Annotated in this window: 16 protein-coding genes; 4 read left to right on the top strand and 12 right to left on the bottom strand. The window is 77.0% G+C overall.

The window, feature by feature from the left end; translation table 11 throughout:
* Positions 1–94 precede the first annotated feature (94 nt).
* Positions 95–931 (top strand): helix-turn-helix domain-containing protein, encoded by an 837-nt coding sequence (locus ANAEK_RS21230; RefSeq protein WP_012528184.1) that lies wholly within the window; start codon positions 95–97, stop codon positions 929–931.
* A gap of 38 nt (positions 932–969) precedes the next feature.
* Here the strand turns inward: ANAEK_RS21230 and ANAEK_RS21225 are convergent, their stop codons facing one another.
* A complete protein-coding gene (locus ANAEK_RS21225) occupies positions 970–2,013 on the bottom strand; it encodes a histidinol-phosphate transaminase (protein WP_012528183.1) in 1,044 nt (347 codons plus the stop codon).
* Positions 2,014–2,199: 186 nt separating this feature from the next.
* Here ANAEK_RS21225 and ANAEK_RS21220 point away from each other — a divergent pair, with 186 nt between their 5' ends.
* Positions 2,200–2,508, top strand: coding sequence for a hypothetical protein (locus ANAEK_RS21220; RefSeq protein ID WP_011423148.1), 309 nt, complete (start codon positions 2,200–2,202; stop codon positions 2,506–2,508).
* Between the two features lie 94 nt (positions 2,509–2,602).
* On the opposite strand, the gene ANAEK_RS21215 is transcribed toward ANAEK_RS21220, so the two are convergent.
* From ANAEK_RS21215 to ANAEK_RS21205, 3 genes are all read right to left on the bottom strand, one after another.
* Positions 2,603–3,715, bottom strand: coding sequence for an arginase family protein (locus ANAEK_RS21215; protein WP_012528182.1), 1,113 nt, complete (start codon positions 3,713–3,715; stop codon positions 2,603–2,605).
* Between the two features lie 63 nt (positions 3,716–3,778).
* Positions 3,779–4,180, bottom strand: coding sequence for a bacteriohemerythrin (locus ANAEK_RS21210; protein WP_012528181.1), 402 nt, complete (start codon positions 4,178–4,180; stop codon positions 3,779–3,781).
* A gap of 129 nt (positions 4,181–4,309) precedes the next feature.
* Positions 4,310–4,858 carry an inorganic diphosphatase gene (locus ANAEK_RS21205; RefSeq protein ID WP_012528180.1) on the bottom strand — a complete coding sequence of 183 codons (549 nt, stop codon included), beginning with the start codon at positions 4,856–4,858 and terminating at the stop codon, positions 4,310–4,312.
* Between the two features lie 154 nt (positions 4,859–5,012).
* Between ANAEK_RS21205 and ANAEK_RS21200 the strand changes: the two genes are divergently transcribed.
* A complete protein-coding gene (locus ANAEK_RS21200) occupies positions 5,013–5,270 on the top strand; it encodes a putative signal transducing protein (RefSeq protein ID WP_012528179.1) in 258 nt (85 codons plus the stop codon).
* Positions 5,271–5,328: 58 nt separating this feature from the next.
* Here ANAEK_RS21200 and ANAEK_RS21195 read toward each other — a convergent pair whose 3' ends face one another.
* The 4 genes from ANAEK_RS21195 to queF all read right to left on the bottom strand — a co-directional run bounded on the left by ANAEK_RS21195 (position 5,329) and on the right by queF (position 10,757).
* Positions 5,329–6,885 (bottom strand): leucyl aminopeptidase, encoded by a 1,557-nt coding sequence (locus ANAEK_RS21195; RefSeq protein WP_012528178.1) that lies wholly within the window; start codon positions 6,883–6,885, stop codon positions 5,329–5,331.
* A 138-nt stretch (positions 6,886–7,023) separates the two neighbouring features.
* Positions 7,024–8,910 carry a serine/threonine-protein kinase gene (locus tag ANAEK_RS21190; protein WP_232288303.1) on the bottom strand — a complete coding sequence of 629 codons (1,887 nt, stop codon included), beginning with the start codon at positions 8,908–8,910 and terminating at the stop codon, positions 7,024–7,026.
* Positions 8,911–9,042: 132 nt separating this feature from the next.
* Positions 9,043–10,287, bottom strand: a complete 1,245-nt coding sequence (locus ANAEK_RS21185; protein ID WP_012528176.1) for a glycosyltransferase family 4 protein — start codon at positions 10,285–10,287, stop codon at positions 9,043–9,045.
* Between the two features lie 101 nt (positions 10,288–10,388).
* A complete protein-coding gene (gene queF, locus ANAEK_RS21180; RefSeq protein ID WP_012528175.1) occupies positions 10,389–10,757 on the bottom strand; it encodes a preQ(1) synthase in 369 nt (122 codons plus the stop codon).
* Positions 10,758–10,949: 192 nt separating this feature from the next.
* On the opposite strand from queF, the gene ANAEK_RS21175 reads away from it, so the two are divergent.
* Positions 10,950–11,144 (top strand): hypothetical protein, encoded by a 195-nt coding sequence (locus ANAEK_RS21175; protein ID WP_012528174.1) that lies wholly within the window; start codon positions 10,950–10,952, stop codon positions 11,142–11,144.
* A 19-nt stretch (positions 11,145–11,163) separates the two neighbouring features.
* Here the strand turns inward: ANAEK_RS21175 and ANAEK_RS21170 are convergent, their stop codons facing one another.
* The 4 genes from ANAEK_RS21170 to ANAEK_RS21155 all read right to left on the bottom strand — a co-directional run bounded on the left by ANAEK_RS21170 (position 11,164) and on the right by ANAEK_RS21155 (position 16,611).
* A complete protein-coding gene (locus tag ANAEK_RS21170; RefSeq protein WP_012528173.1) occupies positions 11,164–11,514 on the bottom strand; it encodes a hypothetical protein in 351 nt (116 codons plus the stop codon).
* Positions 11,514–13,265, bottom strand: a complete 1,752-nt coding sequence (locus tag ANAEK_RS21165; protein ID WP_012528172.1) for an OPT/YSL family transporter — start codon at positions 13,263–13,265, stop codon at positions 11,514–11,516. The genes ANAEK_RS21170 and ANAEK_RS21165 overlap by 1 nt, the downstream gene beginning before the upstream one ends.
* 86 nt (positions 13,266–13,351) lie before the next feature.
* Positions 13,352–15,058 carry a hypothetical protein gene (locus ANAEK_RS21160; protein WP_012528171.1) on the bottom strand — a complete coding sequence of 569 codons (1,707 nt, stop codon included), beginning with the start codon at positions 15,056–15,058 and terminating at the stop codon, positions 13,352–13,354.
* Between the two features lie 71 nt (positions 15,059–15,129).
* A complete protein-coding gene (locus ANAEK_RS21155; protein WP_012528170.1) occupies positions 15,130–16,611 on the bottom strand; it encodes a lipopolysaccharide biosynthesis protein in 1,482 nt (493 codons plus the stop codon).
* Positions 16,612–16,687 lie beyond the last annotated feature (76 nt).

Genomic DNA, 16,687 nt, shown 5'->3' with positions numbered 1-16,687 from the left:
TGTTCGTGAATGAAGGGCTCGTTTACCGGGCGCTGCGCGGCGGCGCGCCCACGGTCGGATGAATCGAGAGCACGGACGGATTAGGACCACCTGCATGAGCGGACCATCCGAGGCGCCCGGAGCGGCGATCCGCGCCGCGGGCCACCGCGGCGTCCTCGGCGTCGAGCTGCGCGTCACGCCCGCGGGCGACCACGTGCACCCCCCCGTCGCGGACCATCACGTCAGCGTGCACGCCGGGCCGCCGGTGCGCGTCTCGTGCCCCGCCAGCGGCGCGCCGTCCACCCGGACGCGCGGCGAAGTAAACGTCTTCCCGGCCGGCGTCTCGGACGCCTGGACCGAGGACGACGAGAGCCGGACGGTGCACCTTCGCCTGCCCGACTCGCTCGTGCGGCGGGTCGCGGAGGAGATGGGCCTCGATCCCGGGCGGGCGACCATCGCCCCGCGGTATCACCTCCGCGACGCCCGAATCGAGCACATCGCCTGGGCGCTCGAGGCGGAGCGGCGCGCAGGCTTCCCGAGCGGGCTGCTCTTTCGCGAGGGCCTGGGCCTGGCGCTCTCGGCACACCTGCTCTCCGCGCACGCCGCGCCGGCCGTTCCGCGCAGCGGCCTCTCCGCGGAGCAGCTTCGCCGCGTGGTCGAGTTCGTCGAGGCGCATCTCGACGCGGAGCTCTCGATCGCGCGACTCGCGCGGGAGGCGAGGCTCAGCGCGCCGCACTTCAAGGTGCTGTTCAAGCGCGCCCTGGGGGTGCCCGTCCACGCGTACGTCGTGCAGCGCCGGGTGGAGCGGGCGAAGGCGCTGCTGCTGCGAGGCGGCGTGACGTCCGGAGAGGTCGCGCTGCAGGCCGGCTTCGCGCACCAGAGCCACATGGCGCGGTGCATGCGGCGCGTCCTGGGGGTGACGCCAGGGGCCATCGCGCGCGCTCGCGCATGACGCGGGCCCGCGCCCGCCGGGTCCCGGCGCCGGGCGGGCTAGGGTGCGTCCGCGGCCGCCGCGAGCAGCGCGTCGTTCTCGGCGCGCGTGCCGATGGTGATCCGGATGCAGCCCTCCAGCCCGGCGTAGTGGTCCTGCCGGCGGACCAGGATGCCGCGCGAGAGCAGGTGGTCCCAGGCCGCCTTCGCGTCCGGCGTGCGGACGAGGACGTAGTTCGCGGCGCTGGGGTAGGGGCGCCACGTCGGGTGCGCCGAGAGCGCCTCGAGCACGCGGGCGCGCTCGGCCTGGATCCGCTGCGCCAGCTCGCCCACGTAGCCGGGCGCCTCGAGCACCGTCTGCAGGATCGCGCCGGTGTGCACCGGGATGCAGAACGGCGGCAGGCAGGCGCGGACCACCGCCGCCACCTTCGGCGACGCGAGCAGGTAGCCGGCGCGGACGCCGCCCAGGCACCAGGACTTCGAGAACGTGCGCAGCACCGCCACGTGATCGTTCGCGCGCGCCAGCGGCCGGGCGTCGCTGCCCGCGAACGCGTGGTACGCCTCGTCCACGACCAGCACCCAGCCCTGCTGGCGGGCGCGCTCGGCGAGCCGCTCCACGTCGCCGGTCGCGAAGAGCTGCCCGGTGGGCGCGTGCGGGTTGGGCAGGAACAGCACGCCGCCCGCGCCGTCCATGGCGGCGAGCAGCGCGTCCATGGGGATCGCGAACCCGGGCGCGAGCGGGATGCCGCGCCACGGCGTGCCGGTCGCGAGGCTGCCGCCCTTGTAGTAGGGGAACGCCGGCACCGTGTCGACGACGGTGCGCGCGGCCTGCGTGAGCGCGAGCACGAGCAGGTTCGAGCCCGGCGCGAGCACCACGCCCTGCGGGTCCCAGCCCTCGTGTCGCGCCAGCGCCGCCCGCACGTCCTCGGCGTGCAGCTCCGGGTATCGGTTCCAGGCGGCGGCGGCGATGCGCTCCAGCGCGCGGGCCTTCAGGTCGGGCGGGAGGTCGTCGGGGCTCTCGTTCTGGTCGAGCTTCAGGCGCGCATCGACCTTCGCGTACGGGTAGTCGGCGACCGAGGCGAGGTGGGGCTTGAACGCGTTCACGCGCGAGAACCTACCACACGGGCGCGCAGACCTCCCCCAGTCGGGACCGGCGGAGCGCGGGTCGGGAAGTCCCGACACGACGGCGCGCAACCCCGCGAGATCCGGGGCGCAGAAGGCTGGCAGGGGCCGTGCACAACGAGGGGGCGGATGGCCGGACGGACGGCCCCAGCGAACAAGGAGAAGGTCATGGCGAACAAGAACAAGGTCCCCGCTCTCGTCGGCGCCGGCATCGGTCTCGCGGTCTTCCTCGCGGTCGCGCTCCTCCCCGCGCTCCTGTACGGCGGCTACGCGGGCGTGCTGCTCGCCGGCGGCATCTTCGGCACCCCGGTCACCGCCTCGATCGGCGTGAAGGCGCTCATCGTCTTCGGCATGGTCCTCGGCGTCACCGCGGTCGCCTCGCTGTTCGCGGTGGGCGGCGCGGCCGCCGGCGCGGCGGTGGGCGCGCTCCTCGGCGCCACCACCCCGGCCTCGAAGAAGGCGGAAGAGAAGGCCTAGCGGCGCGAGCCCCGAGGCAACGTCCGGCATCCGCAGGAGGGCCCCGGCTCCGAGAGGCGCCGGGGCCTCGCCGTCTCCGCGTCCTCCGCGGCGCTCACCGGGTCCGGCCCAGCGCCGCGTCGATGGTCTCGGCGAGGTAGCCCGCGGCGAGCCCCACCGTGCGCGGCCCCGCGCCCTCGCCGCCCGCGATCCCCGGCGCGACCTCCATCACGTCGCCGCCCGCGAGCCCCACCTCGCTGCCCAGCCGCCGGACGAGCGCCGAGACGAACGCCGGGGTGAGGCCGCCCGGCTCGGGCGTGCCGGTGGCGTCGGCCCACTGCTGATCGGTGCCGTCGATGTCGTTGCTGAAGTACACCGAGGACACGCCGGTCGCCTTCACGTGCGCCAGGATCGCGTCCAGCGCCGCGCGCGGATCGGCGAGCACGTCGGCCGCCCAGAACTGCCGCACGCCCAGCGTGGACTCCCAGTGCGCGCGGTCGCGCCCCGAGGCGCGCGTGCCCACCTGCACGAGCCGCCCGCCGCGGCCCACCAGCTCGTTCGCGTGGTACGACCAGGTGCCGAAGCAGTAGCGGATGCCGAGCCGGTCCTCGAGCAGGTCGGTGTGGGCGTCGATCTGCACGATGCCGAGGCCCGGCCAGCGCGCCGAGAGCGCCTTCACGACCGGCCACGCGGTGGAGTGATCGCCGCCGACCGCGAACACGCGGGCGCGCGGGTTCACCTCCAGCACCAGCGACAGCGCGTGCTCCGCGATGGACAGCGGCGACACCGGCAGGCGCGCCGCCTCGTCCGCCGGCAGGTCCGGGTAGAGCGCGCGGCGGCTGGCGGCGAGCTGCGCCTCGCCCAGCATGTCGTCGTGGAGGAGCTGCGGGACCACGAACACGTCGCCGAGGTCCACCACCCCGTCGGCGCGGTCGCGCGCGCTGCGCGACGGATCGTCGGCGAGCAGCCGCTCGCGGATGGCGGCCGGGCCCAGGTTCGCGCCGCGGCGGAAGCCCGCCCCCACGTCGGAGGGGATGCCCAGCACCACCGCGCGCGCGGTGGCGGCGCGCTCCAGGTCCTCGCGCCAGCGCGCGCGGATCTCGCGCTCGTCGTCGGCGCCGTAGAGCCGGCGCTGCAGCGCGAGCTGCTCGGCCTTGCCGCTGGAGACGAGGTGGATGCCGCCGCCGGCGGGGCGGAGGAGGAGCGCGAGCGTGTCGGTGAGGTTCACGCCCGGAGGTTAGCCCCGCGCGGGCGGCGGCGCACCTCCGCGGCGGGGGCGCGCCGCGGTGCCCTACTCGGACCGCGACAGCACGAACCTCGCGAACGCGACGTCGGTGCTGGTGACGTGGTCCTGCAGCCAGCGCTCCACGAACGTGGAGACGCGCGTCGCCTGCAACCCCGGCCCGCCGCGCTTCTCGTGCTCGTCGGACAGCGCCATCAGGCTCGCCACGAAGCCGTCGTGCTCCGCCTTGTGCTGCGCGTAGCCCGGGTACTCCACCTCCCGCATCCAGGACTCCTCGGCCCCGAAGTGCGTCACGCAATAGAGGCGCAGGTACGAGAGCAGGATGCCGACCTCCTGGCGCGAGGTCTGGCCCAGGCTGGACACGAAGCGCTCGGCGCGGCGGAACAGCTCCTGGTGCTGCGCGTCGATCTCCTCGATCCCGACCGCCAGGTCCGGCGTCCACGCGATCATGGCTCTCCTCGCTCGCTTCCGGGGCGCGGCGCGCCCGCCGGGTGAACGGCGAGATTACCGCAGGGGCCCGCCTCCGGCCCACCCCACCCGCGCGCGATCGGCCAGGGGACGGCCGCGGCTTGCGCTGGATCAGGAGCGGCGCCGGACCACGGCCGCGAGCGCGCGCGTGCAGCCGTCCACCAGGCGCTCGGCCTCCTCCGGCCCGCCCCAGCCCAGCAGCGCCGGGTTCTTCGGCTCGAAGAAGATCGCGGAGAGGAAGAACTGCGCGATCTCGTCGCGGACCCGCGCGGGCAGGTCGTCCGGCGAGCGGAGGTCGTCGCCCCGCGGATGCTTCACCGGGACCGCCAGGATGCGGTCGTTGCGCACGCGGCCGTTCGACTTCGAGTCCTGCTCCAGGCGCACCACGCCCACGGCCCGGCACGGCACCACCACCCCCGGGAAGCTCACCGCGTCCCAGTAGACGAGCGCGTCCACCGGGTCGCCGTCCGGCGCGCGCGTGCCCGGGATGAACCCCCAGTCGTACGGGTAGGCGAGCCCGAGCGGCAGCGGGCGCGACACCGTCACCACGCCCAGCTCCGCGTCGTACTTCAGCTTCAGGCTGGCGCCGCGCGGCGACTCCACCACCACGCGCAGCGCGCCGCGCTCGTCGCGCGGAGGGAGCCGGGCGAGGTCGGTCATCTCCTGCACATGGCGGGGCACGCCCCGCCGGGCAATTGCATGACCGGTAGGAACCCGACCGGTGTCCCCGCTCGGCGGGCGGGCGGGCGTGCGCCGCCGGACCCGCCTGCGCGCGGGCCCCGTCGGCGGTATCCTCCGGGCGAGGAGGCGCGCGATGCACGAGAACCAGGAGCTCGTCCCGGTGGCGTCGTTCGAGAGCCTCTCCGAGGCCGAGGTGGCGCTCGGGTTGCTCGAGGCGGAGGGGATCGAGGCGGTGGTGCAGGACCGGCCGCTCGCGTCGCTGCTCCCGCCGATCGCGCTCGCGAACGGCGGGCTGGTGCTGCTCGTGCTGCCCGACGAGCTGGAGAAGGCGCGCGAGGTGCTCGCGACGCCGGACGCGGCCGGCACCGAGGACGCGCCGCTCGCGGAGTGATCGCGGCGCGCCGGGCCGGGCCCGGGCGGCCGCGATCACGAAGGGTGAACGCTGCCGCTCAGGCCTTCCAGGCGCGCACGAACTCGACCAGCGTCCGGACCGCGAACCCGGTCGCGCCCTTCGCGACGTAGCCCTGCTCCTTGCCTGCGTGGGAAGGCCCGGCGATGTCGAGGTGCGCCCAGGGCGTCTCCTTCGCGAACGCGTGGAGGAAGTGCGCGGCGGTGATGGCGCCGCCCCAGCGATCGCCGGTGTTCTTCAGGTCGGCGCGGTCGCTCTTGAGCTGCTCCTTCAGCCCCTCGGTCATGGGCAGGCGCCAGACGTCCTCGCCGGCGGCGCGCGCCGCCGCGAGCACGCCGTCGGCGACCGGGCCCTCCGGGCCGAACAGGCCGGCGGTGCCGTTGCCGAGCGCCACCATGCACTGGCCGGTGAGCGTGGCGACGTCGATCATCGCCGCGGGCTTCAGGGTGTCCGCCGCCCAGGAGAGGACGTCCCCGAGCACCAGCCGCCCCTCCGCGTCGGTGTTGGTGATCTCGACGGTCTGCCCGTCGTGCGCCACCAGCACGTCCGACGGCTTGTAGGCGCGCCCGCCCGGCATGTTCTCGCAGGCGCCCAGCACCGCGTGCACCGGGAACGGCGGCTTCAGCGCGGCGATCACCTGCATCGCGCCGAGCACCGCGGCGCTGCCCGCCATGTCGGTGTTCATGGTGACCATGCTCTCGGTGGGCTTCAGCGAGAGCCCGCCCGAGTCGAAGGTGATGGCCTTGCCCACCAGCACCACCGGCGCCTTCCGGCCGGCGGCGCCGCGCGGGACCCAGCTCACCTTCACGAGGCGCGGCGGCTCCGCGGAGCCGCGGGTGACGCCCAGGAACATCCCCATCTTCAGCGCCTGGATCTCCTTCGGCCCGCGCACCTCCACCGCGAGGCCGGCGCGCCGCGCCACCTCGGCGGCCGCGCGGGCGAGCAGCTCCGGCGTGCAGTCGGCCGGGCCCAGGTTCACGAGGTCGCGCGCCCAGGCCACCGCGCCGGCGATCCGGCGGGCGACGTCGAGCGCGTCCTTCACCGCGCGGGCGCGCTCCAGCGACGGCGGCACCAGCACCGCCACCTCGGCGACGCCGGACGGCCGCGCCGGATCGTCCTTCTTGTAGCGGGTGAACTGGTAGGAGCCGAGGAGCGCGCCCTCGGCGAGCGCGCGGGCGGCGCCGGGGAGCGCGTCCCCGTCCAGCGCCGGCGCGGCGAGCGCGAGCTTGCGCGCGCCGGCCTTCCCCGCGCCGCGCGCCGCCTTGCCCGCGGCGGCCCGCAGCGCCTCGTACCCGTCGCGCGCCCAGGCCTCGAGCGCCTTCGCGCGCGGCCCCATCCCCATGAGCACCACGCGGCCTGCCCGGGCGCGTCCGAGCGTCGCGAGCGACAGCTCCTGGCCGGCCTTGCCGGCGAACCGCTCGGCGCGGGCGGCGGCGAGGAGGGCGCCGTCCAGCAGGCGGTCGAGGTCCTTCACCGCGCCGGCCCCGCCGCCGCGGACCTCGTCCTCGAACACCGGCAGCGCCAGCGCGTCGGCCTCCGCCTCCGCCGGCGCCGCCCCTGCCGCCTTCACCGCGATCCGCTCGATGCCTCGGGACATGCGTGCTCCTCCACGGGTGTGTGGAGGCGTCGTTTAGCACGGGGGACGCGGCTGCGCCGCCTCGATGCGGGCGGACGGCCCCACCGTCCCCGCGCCGCAGCGCGCGGCGCACGTCAGCGACCGCGGCGACGCGCGACGTTACTGCGCCGCCTCGATGCGGCGGACGGCCTCGGCCGCCTCCGCCGCGCCGCAGACCGGGACGCGGGTGCTGGTGAGGCCGAACAGGCCGCGCCGCTCGGTGCGGGCCGCGGCGGCCTCGCGGAGCCGGGGCAGCGCGGCGGGATCGGCCAGCTCGCCCAGCCGCCGGGCGGCGGCGCGGCGCACGTCGCACTCCGGGTCGGAGAGGAGCGCGCCATAGGCCGCCTGCCGCTCCACCTCCTCCTCGGCGCCCAGGTCGCGCAGCACCGCCAGCGCGCGCAGCCGCTGCACGCCCGTGCCCGCCGCCGCCGCGCCCGCGAGCACCGGGACGGCGCGCGCGCCCTCGTCGCGGAGCAGGCGCGCGGCGCGATCGGCGAGGCTGCGCTCGCCGCCGAGGTCCCGCGCCAGGTCGGAGCGGGCCTCCGCGTCGAGCACGCCGGCCTCGCGCGCCGCCTGGTAGGCCTCCACGCCGTCCGCGGCCCGGCCCGGCAGCCGGTGCAGGGCGCGCCCGTGCAGGAGGAGCAGCTCCGGATCGTCCGGGCGCCGGCGCAGCGCCGCCTCGAGCGCGCTCCTCGCCTCGGCGGGCCGGCCCGCCGCGAGGTGCGCGCGCGCCTCGGCGGCCGGGCGCGCCCGGGCCCAGGCGATGCCGCCCGCGAGCGCGAGCGCGAGCAGGCCGGCGCCGGCCACCGCGGCGGCGCGGCGGGGGTGGGCGCGCGCGAAGTCCGCGGCGCGGCGCCCGAGCGCCTCGAGCGCGGGGCGGGCGGCGGTCCGGGCCCGGGCGAGCGACCCGGCGGCGCGGGACAGCGCGCCGGCGACACCGGCGCGCATCCGGTCGAGCGGGCCGGGCACCGCGACCGCGGACGCGCCGGGCAGCGTGAGCGTGCGGGGCGGCGCGACCGGCGGGGTGAGGGCCTCGGGCGCGACCAGGTCGAACTCGGCGGAGGCGAGCGGGGGCGGGGAGGGCGCGGGCGTCGCGCCGGGCGGCAGGGCGAAGGCGGGGCCGAGCGCGGCGGCGAGCGCCTCGCCCAGCTCGGCCGCGCTGGCGGGCCGGGCGGCCGGCTCCTTCTCGCAGGCGCGGGCCACCACCGCCACCAGCTCCGGCCAGGCGGCCAGCTCCGGGCGCGCCCCGGCGAGCGGCGGCACCGGCGCGGTGGCCTGCTTCATGAGCAGGCCGCGCGCGTCGGGCGCGGTGAACGGGTGGTGACCCGCCAGCATCCGCCAGGCGATGAGCCCGACCGCGTAGAGGTCGGCGCGCGCGTCCACCGCGCCGCCGGTGGCCTGCTCCGGGGCGAGGTACTCGGGCGTGCCCACCACCATGCCGGCCTGCGTGGCGCAGCCGGAGCTCGGATCGGTCATCTTGGCGATGCCGAAGTCGAGGATCTTCGCCACCTCGCGGCCGCTCGCGGTCCGCGCCAGAAACACGTTCTCCGGCTTCAGGTCGCGGTGCACGACGCCCATGGCGTGGGCGGCGCCGAGGCCGGCGCAGATCTGCCACAGCACCGGCACCGCCGCCGCGGGCGCGAGCGCGCCCTCGCGCCGGAGCCGGTCGAACAGGCTCTCGCCGGTGAGCAGCTCCATGGCGAGGAACAGCCAGCCCTCCTCGGTCCGGCCGAAGTCGGTGACGTGCACGATGTGGTCGTGCTGGAGCGCGCTCGCGATCTCCGCCTCGCGCCGGAACCGCTCCACCAGGTCCGGCGAGGCCGACAGCTCCGGCCGGAGCACCTTCACCGCCAGGTCCTTGCGCAGGTGGACGTGCCGCGCCTGGAACACCGCGCCCATGCCGCCGGTGGCCAGGTGGCCGGTCAGCTCGTACCGACCGTCGAGGCAGGTGCCGACGAGCGTCGCCGGCTCGAAGGTGGCGGGGGCGGACATTCCGGATCCGGACAAGCGGACCTGGATTCTAACCGCGTTCGAGCGGCTGCCCAGGTTGCAGCGCCGCCCGCGCCCATGCGCGTACCGTGTACCACCCCACCCCGGGGCCGCCCCGGGCGGATCCCCGGGGCAGGGTGAGGCGGACCGTCAGTGCAGGGTGAGAACCGTCTCATGCGGTGCCGGCGGCCGCACCGCGCCGAGGGGAGGCACGCTCCGCGCCCGGCGAGGCGCACGCGGGCCGGGCGCGTCGCCGCCCGTGGCCCGGAGCAGCGCGCGCTCCAGCCGCGCCGCGACGCGGGCCCAGGTGAAGCGCTCCGCCACCCGCGCGCGCCCGCGCGCGCCCATGGCCCGCGCGCCCTGCGGGTCGTCGAGGAGCCGCTCCAGGGCGCCGGCCAGCGCGACGGCATCGCCGGGGGGCACGAGCACCCCGGTCTCGCCCTCGGCGACGATCTCCGGCACCGCCTCGATGCGCGTGCCGACGCACGGCACCCCGCACGCCATCGCGTCGAGGAACGCGATCCCGAACGGCTCGCGCAGCGTGGGCAGCACGAGCGCGGTGGCCTGGGCGAGCAGGGCGGGCAGCTCCTCGGTGGCGACCGGCCCGAGGTGGAAGGCGCCCTCGGGCAGCCCCGGCACCTCGCGCGGCCCGGCCACCAGCAGCCGCGCGCGCGGCCGGCGGCGGCGGAGGCGCGCGAACGCCTCGAGCAGGATGGGGCCGCCCTTGCGCCGGAAGTCCTTGCCCACGAACAGGAGCGTGCGGCCGTCGTCGCGCCGGGGCGCCTCGGCCGGGAACACGTTCGCGCCGGCGCCCACCACCGCGATGCGCGCGCGGTCCACGCCGTAGTCCCGCACCAGCGAGCGGGCCACGTTCGCCGAGAACGTCGCGATCACGCGCGCGCCCCGGTACACGGCCGTCTCGCGCGCCCGCCAGCCGGGCCCGTAGTCCACCGGCGCCGCCAGGCCGGCGGCCGGCCAGGGCGGGCTCGCCTGCGCCAGCGCGCGGGTGTGGTCGAGGAGCAGCGCGTAGGGGAGCGGCGGCGGCAGGCCGGGCGCGAACAGCGCGCCGTTCTGGAGCACCAGGTCCGGCGCCGGCGCGAGCGCGCGCAGGCGCTCGCCGGCGCGGGACGCGTGGCGATCCCAGGCGTAGGTCGTGTTCCACCGGTGCCGCAGCGCCAGCCGGCCGTAGCGCGCCGCGGCCAGGGCCAGGTGCGCGATCACCGGCGGCGCGGGGCGGAGCCTTCGCGTGCCCGGGTCGCGGGGCTCGAGGTCGCCGGTCGCCGCGACCAGCCGCAGCTCGTGCCCCCGCTCGCCGAGCGCCGCAGCGATGGCCGCCGTGACCCCGCTCTGGGCTCCGTAGTGGACGTACGCGATCGAGAGCCGACCTCTCCCCATCCTCCCTCCCCTCCCCGGACCTCAAGGTGAAGTGCGGGGGGGTGAAGGGGAAGCCTGACAGGGGCGCGCGCACGCCCGCTCGGGCGCTGTGTCGAGCGCGCTCAGACTCCGGCGGGGCGCTCGCCGTGGCGGGCGGTCACCACCGTGTGGATGCCGCCGCGAACGGCGAAGTCCCCCACGACCTCGATCCAGCGGGGCGCGAGGGCAGCCACGAGGTCGTCACAGATGCGGTTCGTCACCGCCTCGTGGAACGTGCCCTCGTTCCGGAAGCTCCACAGGTACAGCTTCAGGCTCTTCAGCTCCACGCAGCGCTCGGCCGGGACGTAGCGGAGGCGGATGGTGGCGAAGTCCGGCTGCCCGGTCATCGGGCACACGCAGGTGAACTCCGGGCACTCCATCGCGATCTCGAACGGGCGTCCGGGCTTCGGGTTCGGGAACGTCTGGAGGTCGCGGGAGGGCTGGGTCGGCATGAGGCGTCCTTCGGGCTTGGTGCGAACCGGTGGAAAACCGACAGCATGCTGTCGGGATTTCGCGGGCCGGGCTGAAATCCTTACCGGTCGGGGTGGGGTCTCCGGCGCCAAGCCCCTGTAACCTCGTCGCTCGGGGCAAGGCAAGCGGATTGCTATCGGTAGGAACCGCACGCTCGAGACACGGAGGGATCCATGAACCGCAAGGCCCGCCGCCGCATGAAGCACCTCGCGCCCCGTCGCATGGTCACCACGCTCGGAGACCTCATCTCCGCCGCGTACGAGGCGGTCCCCGGTATCGGCGACAAGAAGCTCGAACGGGCGCTTCGCCTGCTCACCGAGTCGCCGCTGGCTCGCCAGATGACCCCGCACGTCGAGTTCGTGCCGTAGTTCCCTCGCCTCGCGGGGCTCAGTCGAACCGGGCCCCGCAGCGCGCGCAGTGCTGCTCCCGCAACGGATCGGCCGGTCCCGGACGTCCCCCCGGGGCCGGCCGATCGTCTTCCTTCCCGAGCGCCTTCCCGAGCGGCGCCCCGCAGGCGGGGCAGCGCGCGACGGAGGCCGCCGCCGCGAACGCGGCGAACAGCAGCCCCACCCCCGCGATCGCCAGGCCGCCGCGCCAGCCCGCGCCGGCCGTGCCCACCAGCAGGCCGGCCGCGATCGCGCTGGCGACCGCCCACGGGAGGAGCCGCCGCGCGCCCCGGGCCCGGGAGCGCTCGCGCTCGAGGTCGGCGCGCCGCATCCGCTTCGCAGGGCCCGCCATCACAGCGCCAGGAGCGCCAGCACCAGCAGCACCAGCGCCTCCCCGGTGATGAAGCCGGAGGCGAGCGGGGTGTTGTAGATCCCCTCGGTCCGCGGCGAGAGCCGCTTCCAGAGATCCTGGATGAGGCCGCCCACCACCATGGGGAAGATCGCGAACCCGGGGATGAGCATCCCGAGGCCGACGGCGGTGGGGGAGGGCACGAAGCGCCCGAGGCGCGGGTGCGACTCGAGCAGGGTGAGCACCACGCCGACCACCAGCGCGATGCCGAGCGCGGCGACGGCGCTCGGCGCGAGCGCGCCGAAGCCCTGCGAGAGGAGCTCGGCGAACCCGGCCCACTTCACGCTGATCGGCGAGGTGAGGCCGCCCTCGCCGCCCACGCCGTACTTGGCCCGCACCGCCGGGTAGGCGACCGCCACCGCCAGCGCGCCCACCGGCACGCCGACCAGCTGCAGGATGGTGAGGTTCCGGTTGGTGGAGCCGACGATCTTGCCGGCCCGATAGTCCTGCATCAGGTGCTCGCCGTTCGCGGCCACCGAGCCGCTCATCCCGGAGCCCACCATGTTGATGGGCACGTGGCCCGGCGCGAGCACCGCGAACACCGCCTGCATCACGTTCGCCATGGCGCTGATGGGCGCCCAGTTCGTCTCGCCCAGCACGCGGATGCCGACCAGCATCAGGATGAGCGAGAGCCCCACCGACACGAGCGACAGCCAGATGGGGAAGCCGAGCGAGATCTTCTGCACCGCCACCAGCGCCACCGTGCAGGCGATCGCGCCCCACACCACCCAGCGCATGGGGAAGTCGCCGCCGTCGCCGGCGCCCTTGGCCGACATCCCGCGGAACGTCTTCGCGATCACCTTCCACTTCAGCACCAGCGCGGCGAGGCCGCCCGCCACCATCAGCCCGGTGGCGGGCCACATGATCCAGCGCTGCAGCACCGCGTTGAAGGTGAGCTCCGGCACCAGCCCGGCCCGGAACAGCGGCTCGGGCGCCACCAGCCAGGCGAGGACGAGGCCGAGGCCCATCGAGAGCGTGACCCGCAGGCCGATGAGGAGGCCGGCGCCGAGCGAGAGCACGCCCATCTCCGAGCCGACGCGGAGCGCCTCGGCGTGCGGGGTGAGGAAGCGGAACGCGATCGTCTCCGGGATCCAGCCCAGGCCCTGGCGCAGCGCCACGAAGCCGGCCGAGATGGCGCCGCCGATCCCGAGCGCCGCCACGCGCGGCCCCGCCTGCTTCCGCCCCTGGTCGAGCACGAGCAGCGTCTCGCCGGCGGCGGTGCCGTCGGCGAAGGTGAGGTTCTCCTGGTCGATGTAGTGCTTGCGCAGCGGCACCGCGAGCAGCACGCCGAGGAGGCCGGACGGCGCGAGCCACGCGAAGATCTGCAGCGGGCTGAGGTGCAGGTCGAGCAGGCCGCGCTGGTTCAGCATGTCGATGGCCGCGAGCACCACCGACATGAAGCCCACGCCCGAGCCGGCGGCGGTGCCGGCGGTCTGCACCAGGTTCGTCTCCCAGCGCGTGGCGCGCACGCGGGTGAAGACGCCGAGCAAGGAGAGCACGATGAAGCCGAGGAACGCGCTCACCACCGAGATGTTCGGGCCGTAGCCGATGCGGAGCACCACCGTCGGCTCGGCCGCGCCCATGATGGCGGCCACCACGATGGCGACTCCCACGGCGCGGACGGTCAGCTCGCGGTGCGGCGCGCCCGCCGCGCCGGGCGCCGGGGTGGAGGATTCCTGAGCGATCTTGCGCATGGGCCGGAGACTCTAGCGCGAGGGCGCCGACCGGCCAATCGACCCGGAGGCGACGGGTCCCGCGCGGACGGGACGCCGTCCTCACGTCACATCGCCGGCCCGCGCGCCTCGCCGCCCCGCGATGGCGCCTGGGACGTCGCCGGGCGGCGCGCGGCACGGCGTGCGGGGCTCCCGGCGGGCGGCGGCACCGCCGGTGCGCGGACGTCGGCGGGCACGGCCGGCAGCGCGGCGGGCGGCAGCGGCGCCGCCACCGGCCCGGCCAGCACCACGCGGTCGCCTTCGCCGGGGGCGCGCGGGGCGGGCGCGAGCGGCTGGTACACGTGGTACCGGCCGATCCAGAGCGCGCGCCGGTACGCACCGCGGATCTCCGCGATCGGGGCGGCGCCGAGGTTGCCGGCGGTGTACCAGCCGTCCGCCTCCGGGCCCGCGAGATCCTGCAGCAGGACCACCGCCGGGACGGCGCCGGCGCGGAGCGCCTCGAGCAGCGGGCGCGCCAGCCCGGGGTCGTGAGCGCCGGCCAGCCGCAGCATCCAGGCGTCGAGCAGCAGCGGGCGCTCGCCCGCGAGCAGGGGGACGAGCGGGTCCTCGGAGAGGACGGGGCCCGGCGGCAGGGCGGAGACGACCGCGCGCAGCTCGGCCAGGCGCGAGCTCGCGGTGTCGGCGCGCCAGGTGACGCCCGCGAGGAGCGCCCCGGCCACCGCCGCCGCCGGGGCGGCGAGCCCGGGCCAGGGCGAGGGCCGGGCCCGGGCGCGCGTCGCCGCGGCGGCCGCGAGCGCCGACGCGCCCGCCGCCTCCAGCTCGAGCAGGTGGTTCACGCCGGTGCCGGGCGAGGCGAGCACCGCGAGCACGCCCAGCCCCGCGAACGCCACCCAGAGCGCGGCCAGCAGGAGCCCGCCCGCGGCGGGCGCGCGCCAGCCGCCCAGGGTGCGCGGCGCGGCGGCGCGGAGCGCGACGGCGGCCGCGACGACCAGCACCAGCCCGGCGCGGTCCTCCACCAGGAACAGCCGCGCCAGCCGGAACGGCGCCCGCACCAGGTCGCCGGGCCCTGCGCCCCCGGCGGCGCAGGCGGCGAGGACCGACAGGAACCGGCCCCCGGAGAGCAGGTCGGTGGCGAGCGTCACCGCGGCCGCGCCGGCGGCGGTGGCCGCTGCGAGGGTGAGCGCGGCCCGCGGCGCGCGCCGCAGCGCCAGCCACGCGATCGCGGCCGCAGGGGCGGTGAGCGCGGTGGGCTTCGCCGCGAACGCGAGCACGAAGCAGAGCGCCGCGAGCGCCAGCCGGCCGCAGCGCGGGCGCGGCGGCGCGTCCGCGTCGGGATCCGAGCCGAGCGTGGCCGCGAGCCCGAGCGCCTGGAGCGCCACCGCGAGGAGGTCGCCGCGCACCGCGGAGAGCGCGTGCTGCCCGGCGAAGCCCGCCAGCGCGAGCGCGGCGAACGCCGCCGCGGGCGCGCGGGCCAGCCCCATGCGCCGCGCCAGGAGGAAGCCGCCCACCCCCAGCAGCGCGCCCGCGGCGAGGGAGAGCGCGTAGCCGGCGGGGAGCAGCGGCGCGCCCAGGCGCAGGAGCCCGGCGTGCAGCGCGAACGCGAGCGGGAAGAAGCGGGTGCCGCCGTAGCCCAGCTCCGCCGAGGCGAGCGGGCGGTAGAACGTGCCGTGCGCGAGGTCGTCGGCGAGCGCCATCCACGCGCCGGAGACGTGGTTGAGCGCGTTCCCGCTCTCCCAGGCGGCGGGCAGGCGGGCGAGCGTCAGCGCGGCGAGCACCGCGGCGGGGAGGACGAGGGCGAGGGCGCGAGGCCGCATGCGAGGGGACGTGGGCAGCGCCGGGCGGCGCGGCGACCCCGGGCGCGGGTCGGGACCCGGCCGGCCGGCCGTCACGCGCTCTCCGGGGGCGCCGCGGGCGTGCGTCCGGCCCGCCGCGCGCGGAACAGGCCCACCCAGCCGGCAGGCAGCCAGCCGAACGCCCACGAGACGCCCAGGTAGGCGGCGGCGAAGGCCAGGCCGCACGCGGCCAGCCGGAAGAACGGCGGCGCGGCGAGCGCGTTCAGCGCCACCCAGGCTGCGGGCGCGGCCACGGCGGTCGCGACCGCCTGGCGGGCCAGCGCCCGGACCGGCAGCGCCTGGCGGAGCGGCGCCTCGAACAGCCGGGCGGTGCGCACGAGCATGGCGGCGCGCGCGGCCGCCTCGGCCGCGGTCCAGCCGGCGAGCGCGCCGATGGGGCCGAGGAGCGCGAGGCCGGCCGAGACCAGCGCGGCGGTGGCGCCGAGCTTCCCGGCGGAGAGCGCGAGCATGAACCGGTTCTGCGCCCGGGCCCGCATCACGCCGTCGAGCGGCAGCGCCGCGAGCAGCACGGTGCCGGTGGCCAGCCGGAAGATGGGCACCGCCGCGGCGTACCGCGGCGAGAACAGGAACGGCACCAGCACCGGCGCCGCCACCGCCAGCAGGCCGGCCAGCGGCACGAACGCGAAGGAGAGCTGCAGCACCGCCTCGTGGAACAGCGCCAGCCCCGCCCGCGGCGGCCGGCCCGCGCCCTCGTGCTCGGCGAGCCCGATCTGCAGCAGCTCCGACACCGGCGTGTACAGCACGTCCACCACCGGGAGCTGGAACGTCCCCACGCTGTACACCGCGAACGCGGCCGCGCTCACCGCGGCGGCGACGGCGTACTGGTGCCACTGCTGCTGCGGCACGATGAGCACGAACGCGAGCCCGAACGGCAGCGCGTACGCCACCTGGCGCCGGAGCAGCGCGAGGTCGCCGCGCAGCCCGTGGCGCCGCGCCAGGAGCCACAGCGAGAGCGCGGCGCGCGCGGCGGTGGCGAGCGCGATCCCGGCGAACACGCCCTCCACCGAGCGCCACAGGAGCGCGCCCGCCACCATGGCGGCGCCGCGGCCGCCCTCGGTGGCGACGCGCGCCAGCGCCGCCGCGCCGATGCGCCCGGTGGCGTTCCAGGCGACGTCGAGCGGCGCGCCCGCCACCGTGAACGCGGTGAACGCGGCCACCCAGGGCAGGTTGCGGGTGAGCTCGGGGTTCTCGAAGTGCGCCGCCACCCAGGGGCGCGCGAGGATCAGCAGCAGCGCCGACGCGGCCCCCACCGCGAGGAGCGCCCAGGCGGTCTGCGCCACGTAGCGGTCGCGCCGGGCGGGGTCGCGCGGGACGAAGTAGTAGAGGCTCTGGGTGAGCCCGAGCGGCAGCACCAGCGCGAGCGTCTGGGAGAGCAGCCAGGCCTGCTTGAACGTCCCGTAGGAGGCGGGCACCAGCACGCGCGCCAGCACCAGCGGGACCGCGAAGGTGAGCGCGGCGCCGGCGAGGCGCGCGGCCATGAGCGGGCGCGCTCGGGCGAGGATCGAGTCGGGCAAACGTTCCCTCCGCACCGAACGATGCGCCTCGCGCCACGGCGCGGCGCGTGGGCGGCCCGGGCGGCACCGCCCGCGC

The sequence above is a fragment of the Anaeromyxobacter sp. K genome (assembly GCF_000020805.1).
In the GTDB taxonomy this organism is placed as follows: domain Bacteria; phylum Myxococcota; class Myxococcia; order Myxococcales; family Anaeromyxobacteraceae; genus Anaeromyxobacter; species Anaeromyxobacter dehalogenans.
Note: the sequence above shows the minus strand (reverse complement) of the source record. Positions and strands in the feature narration are given on the sequence as shown.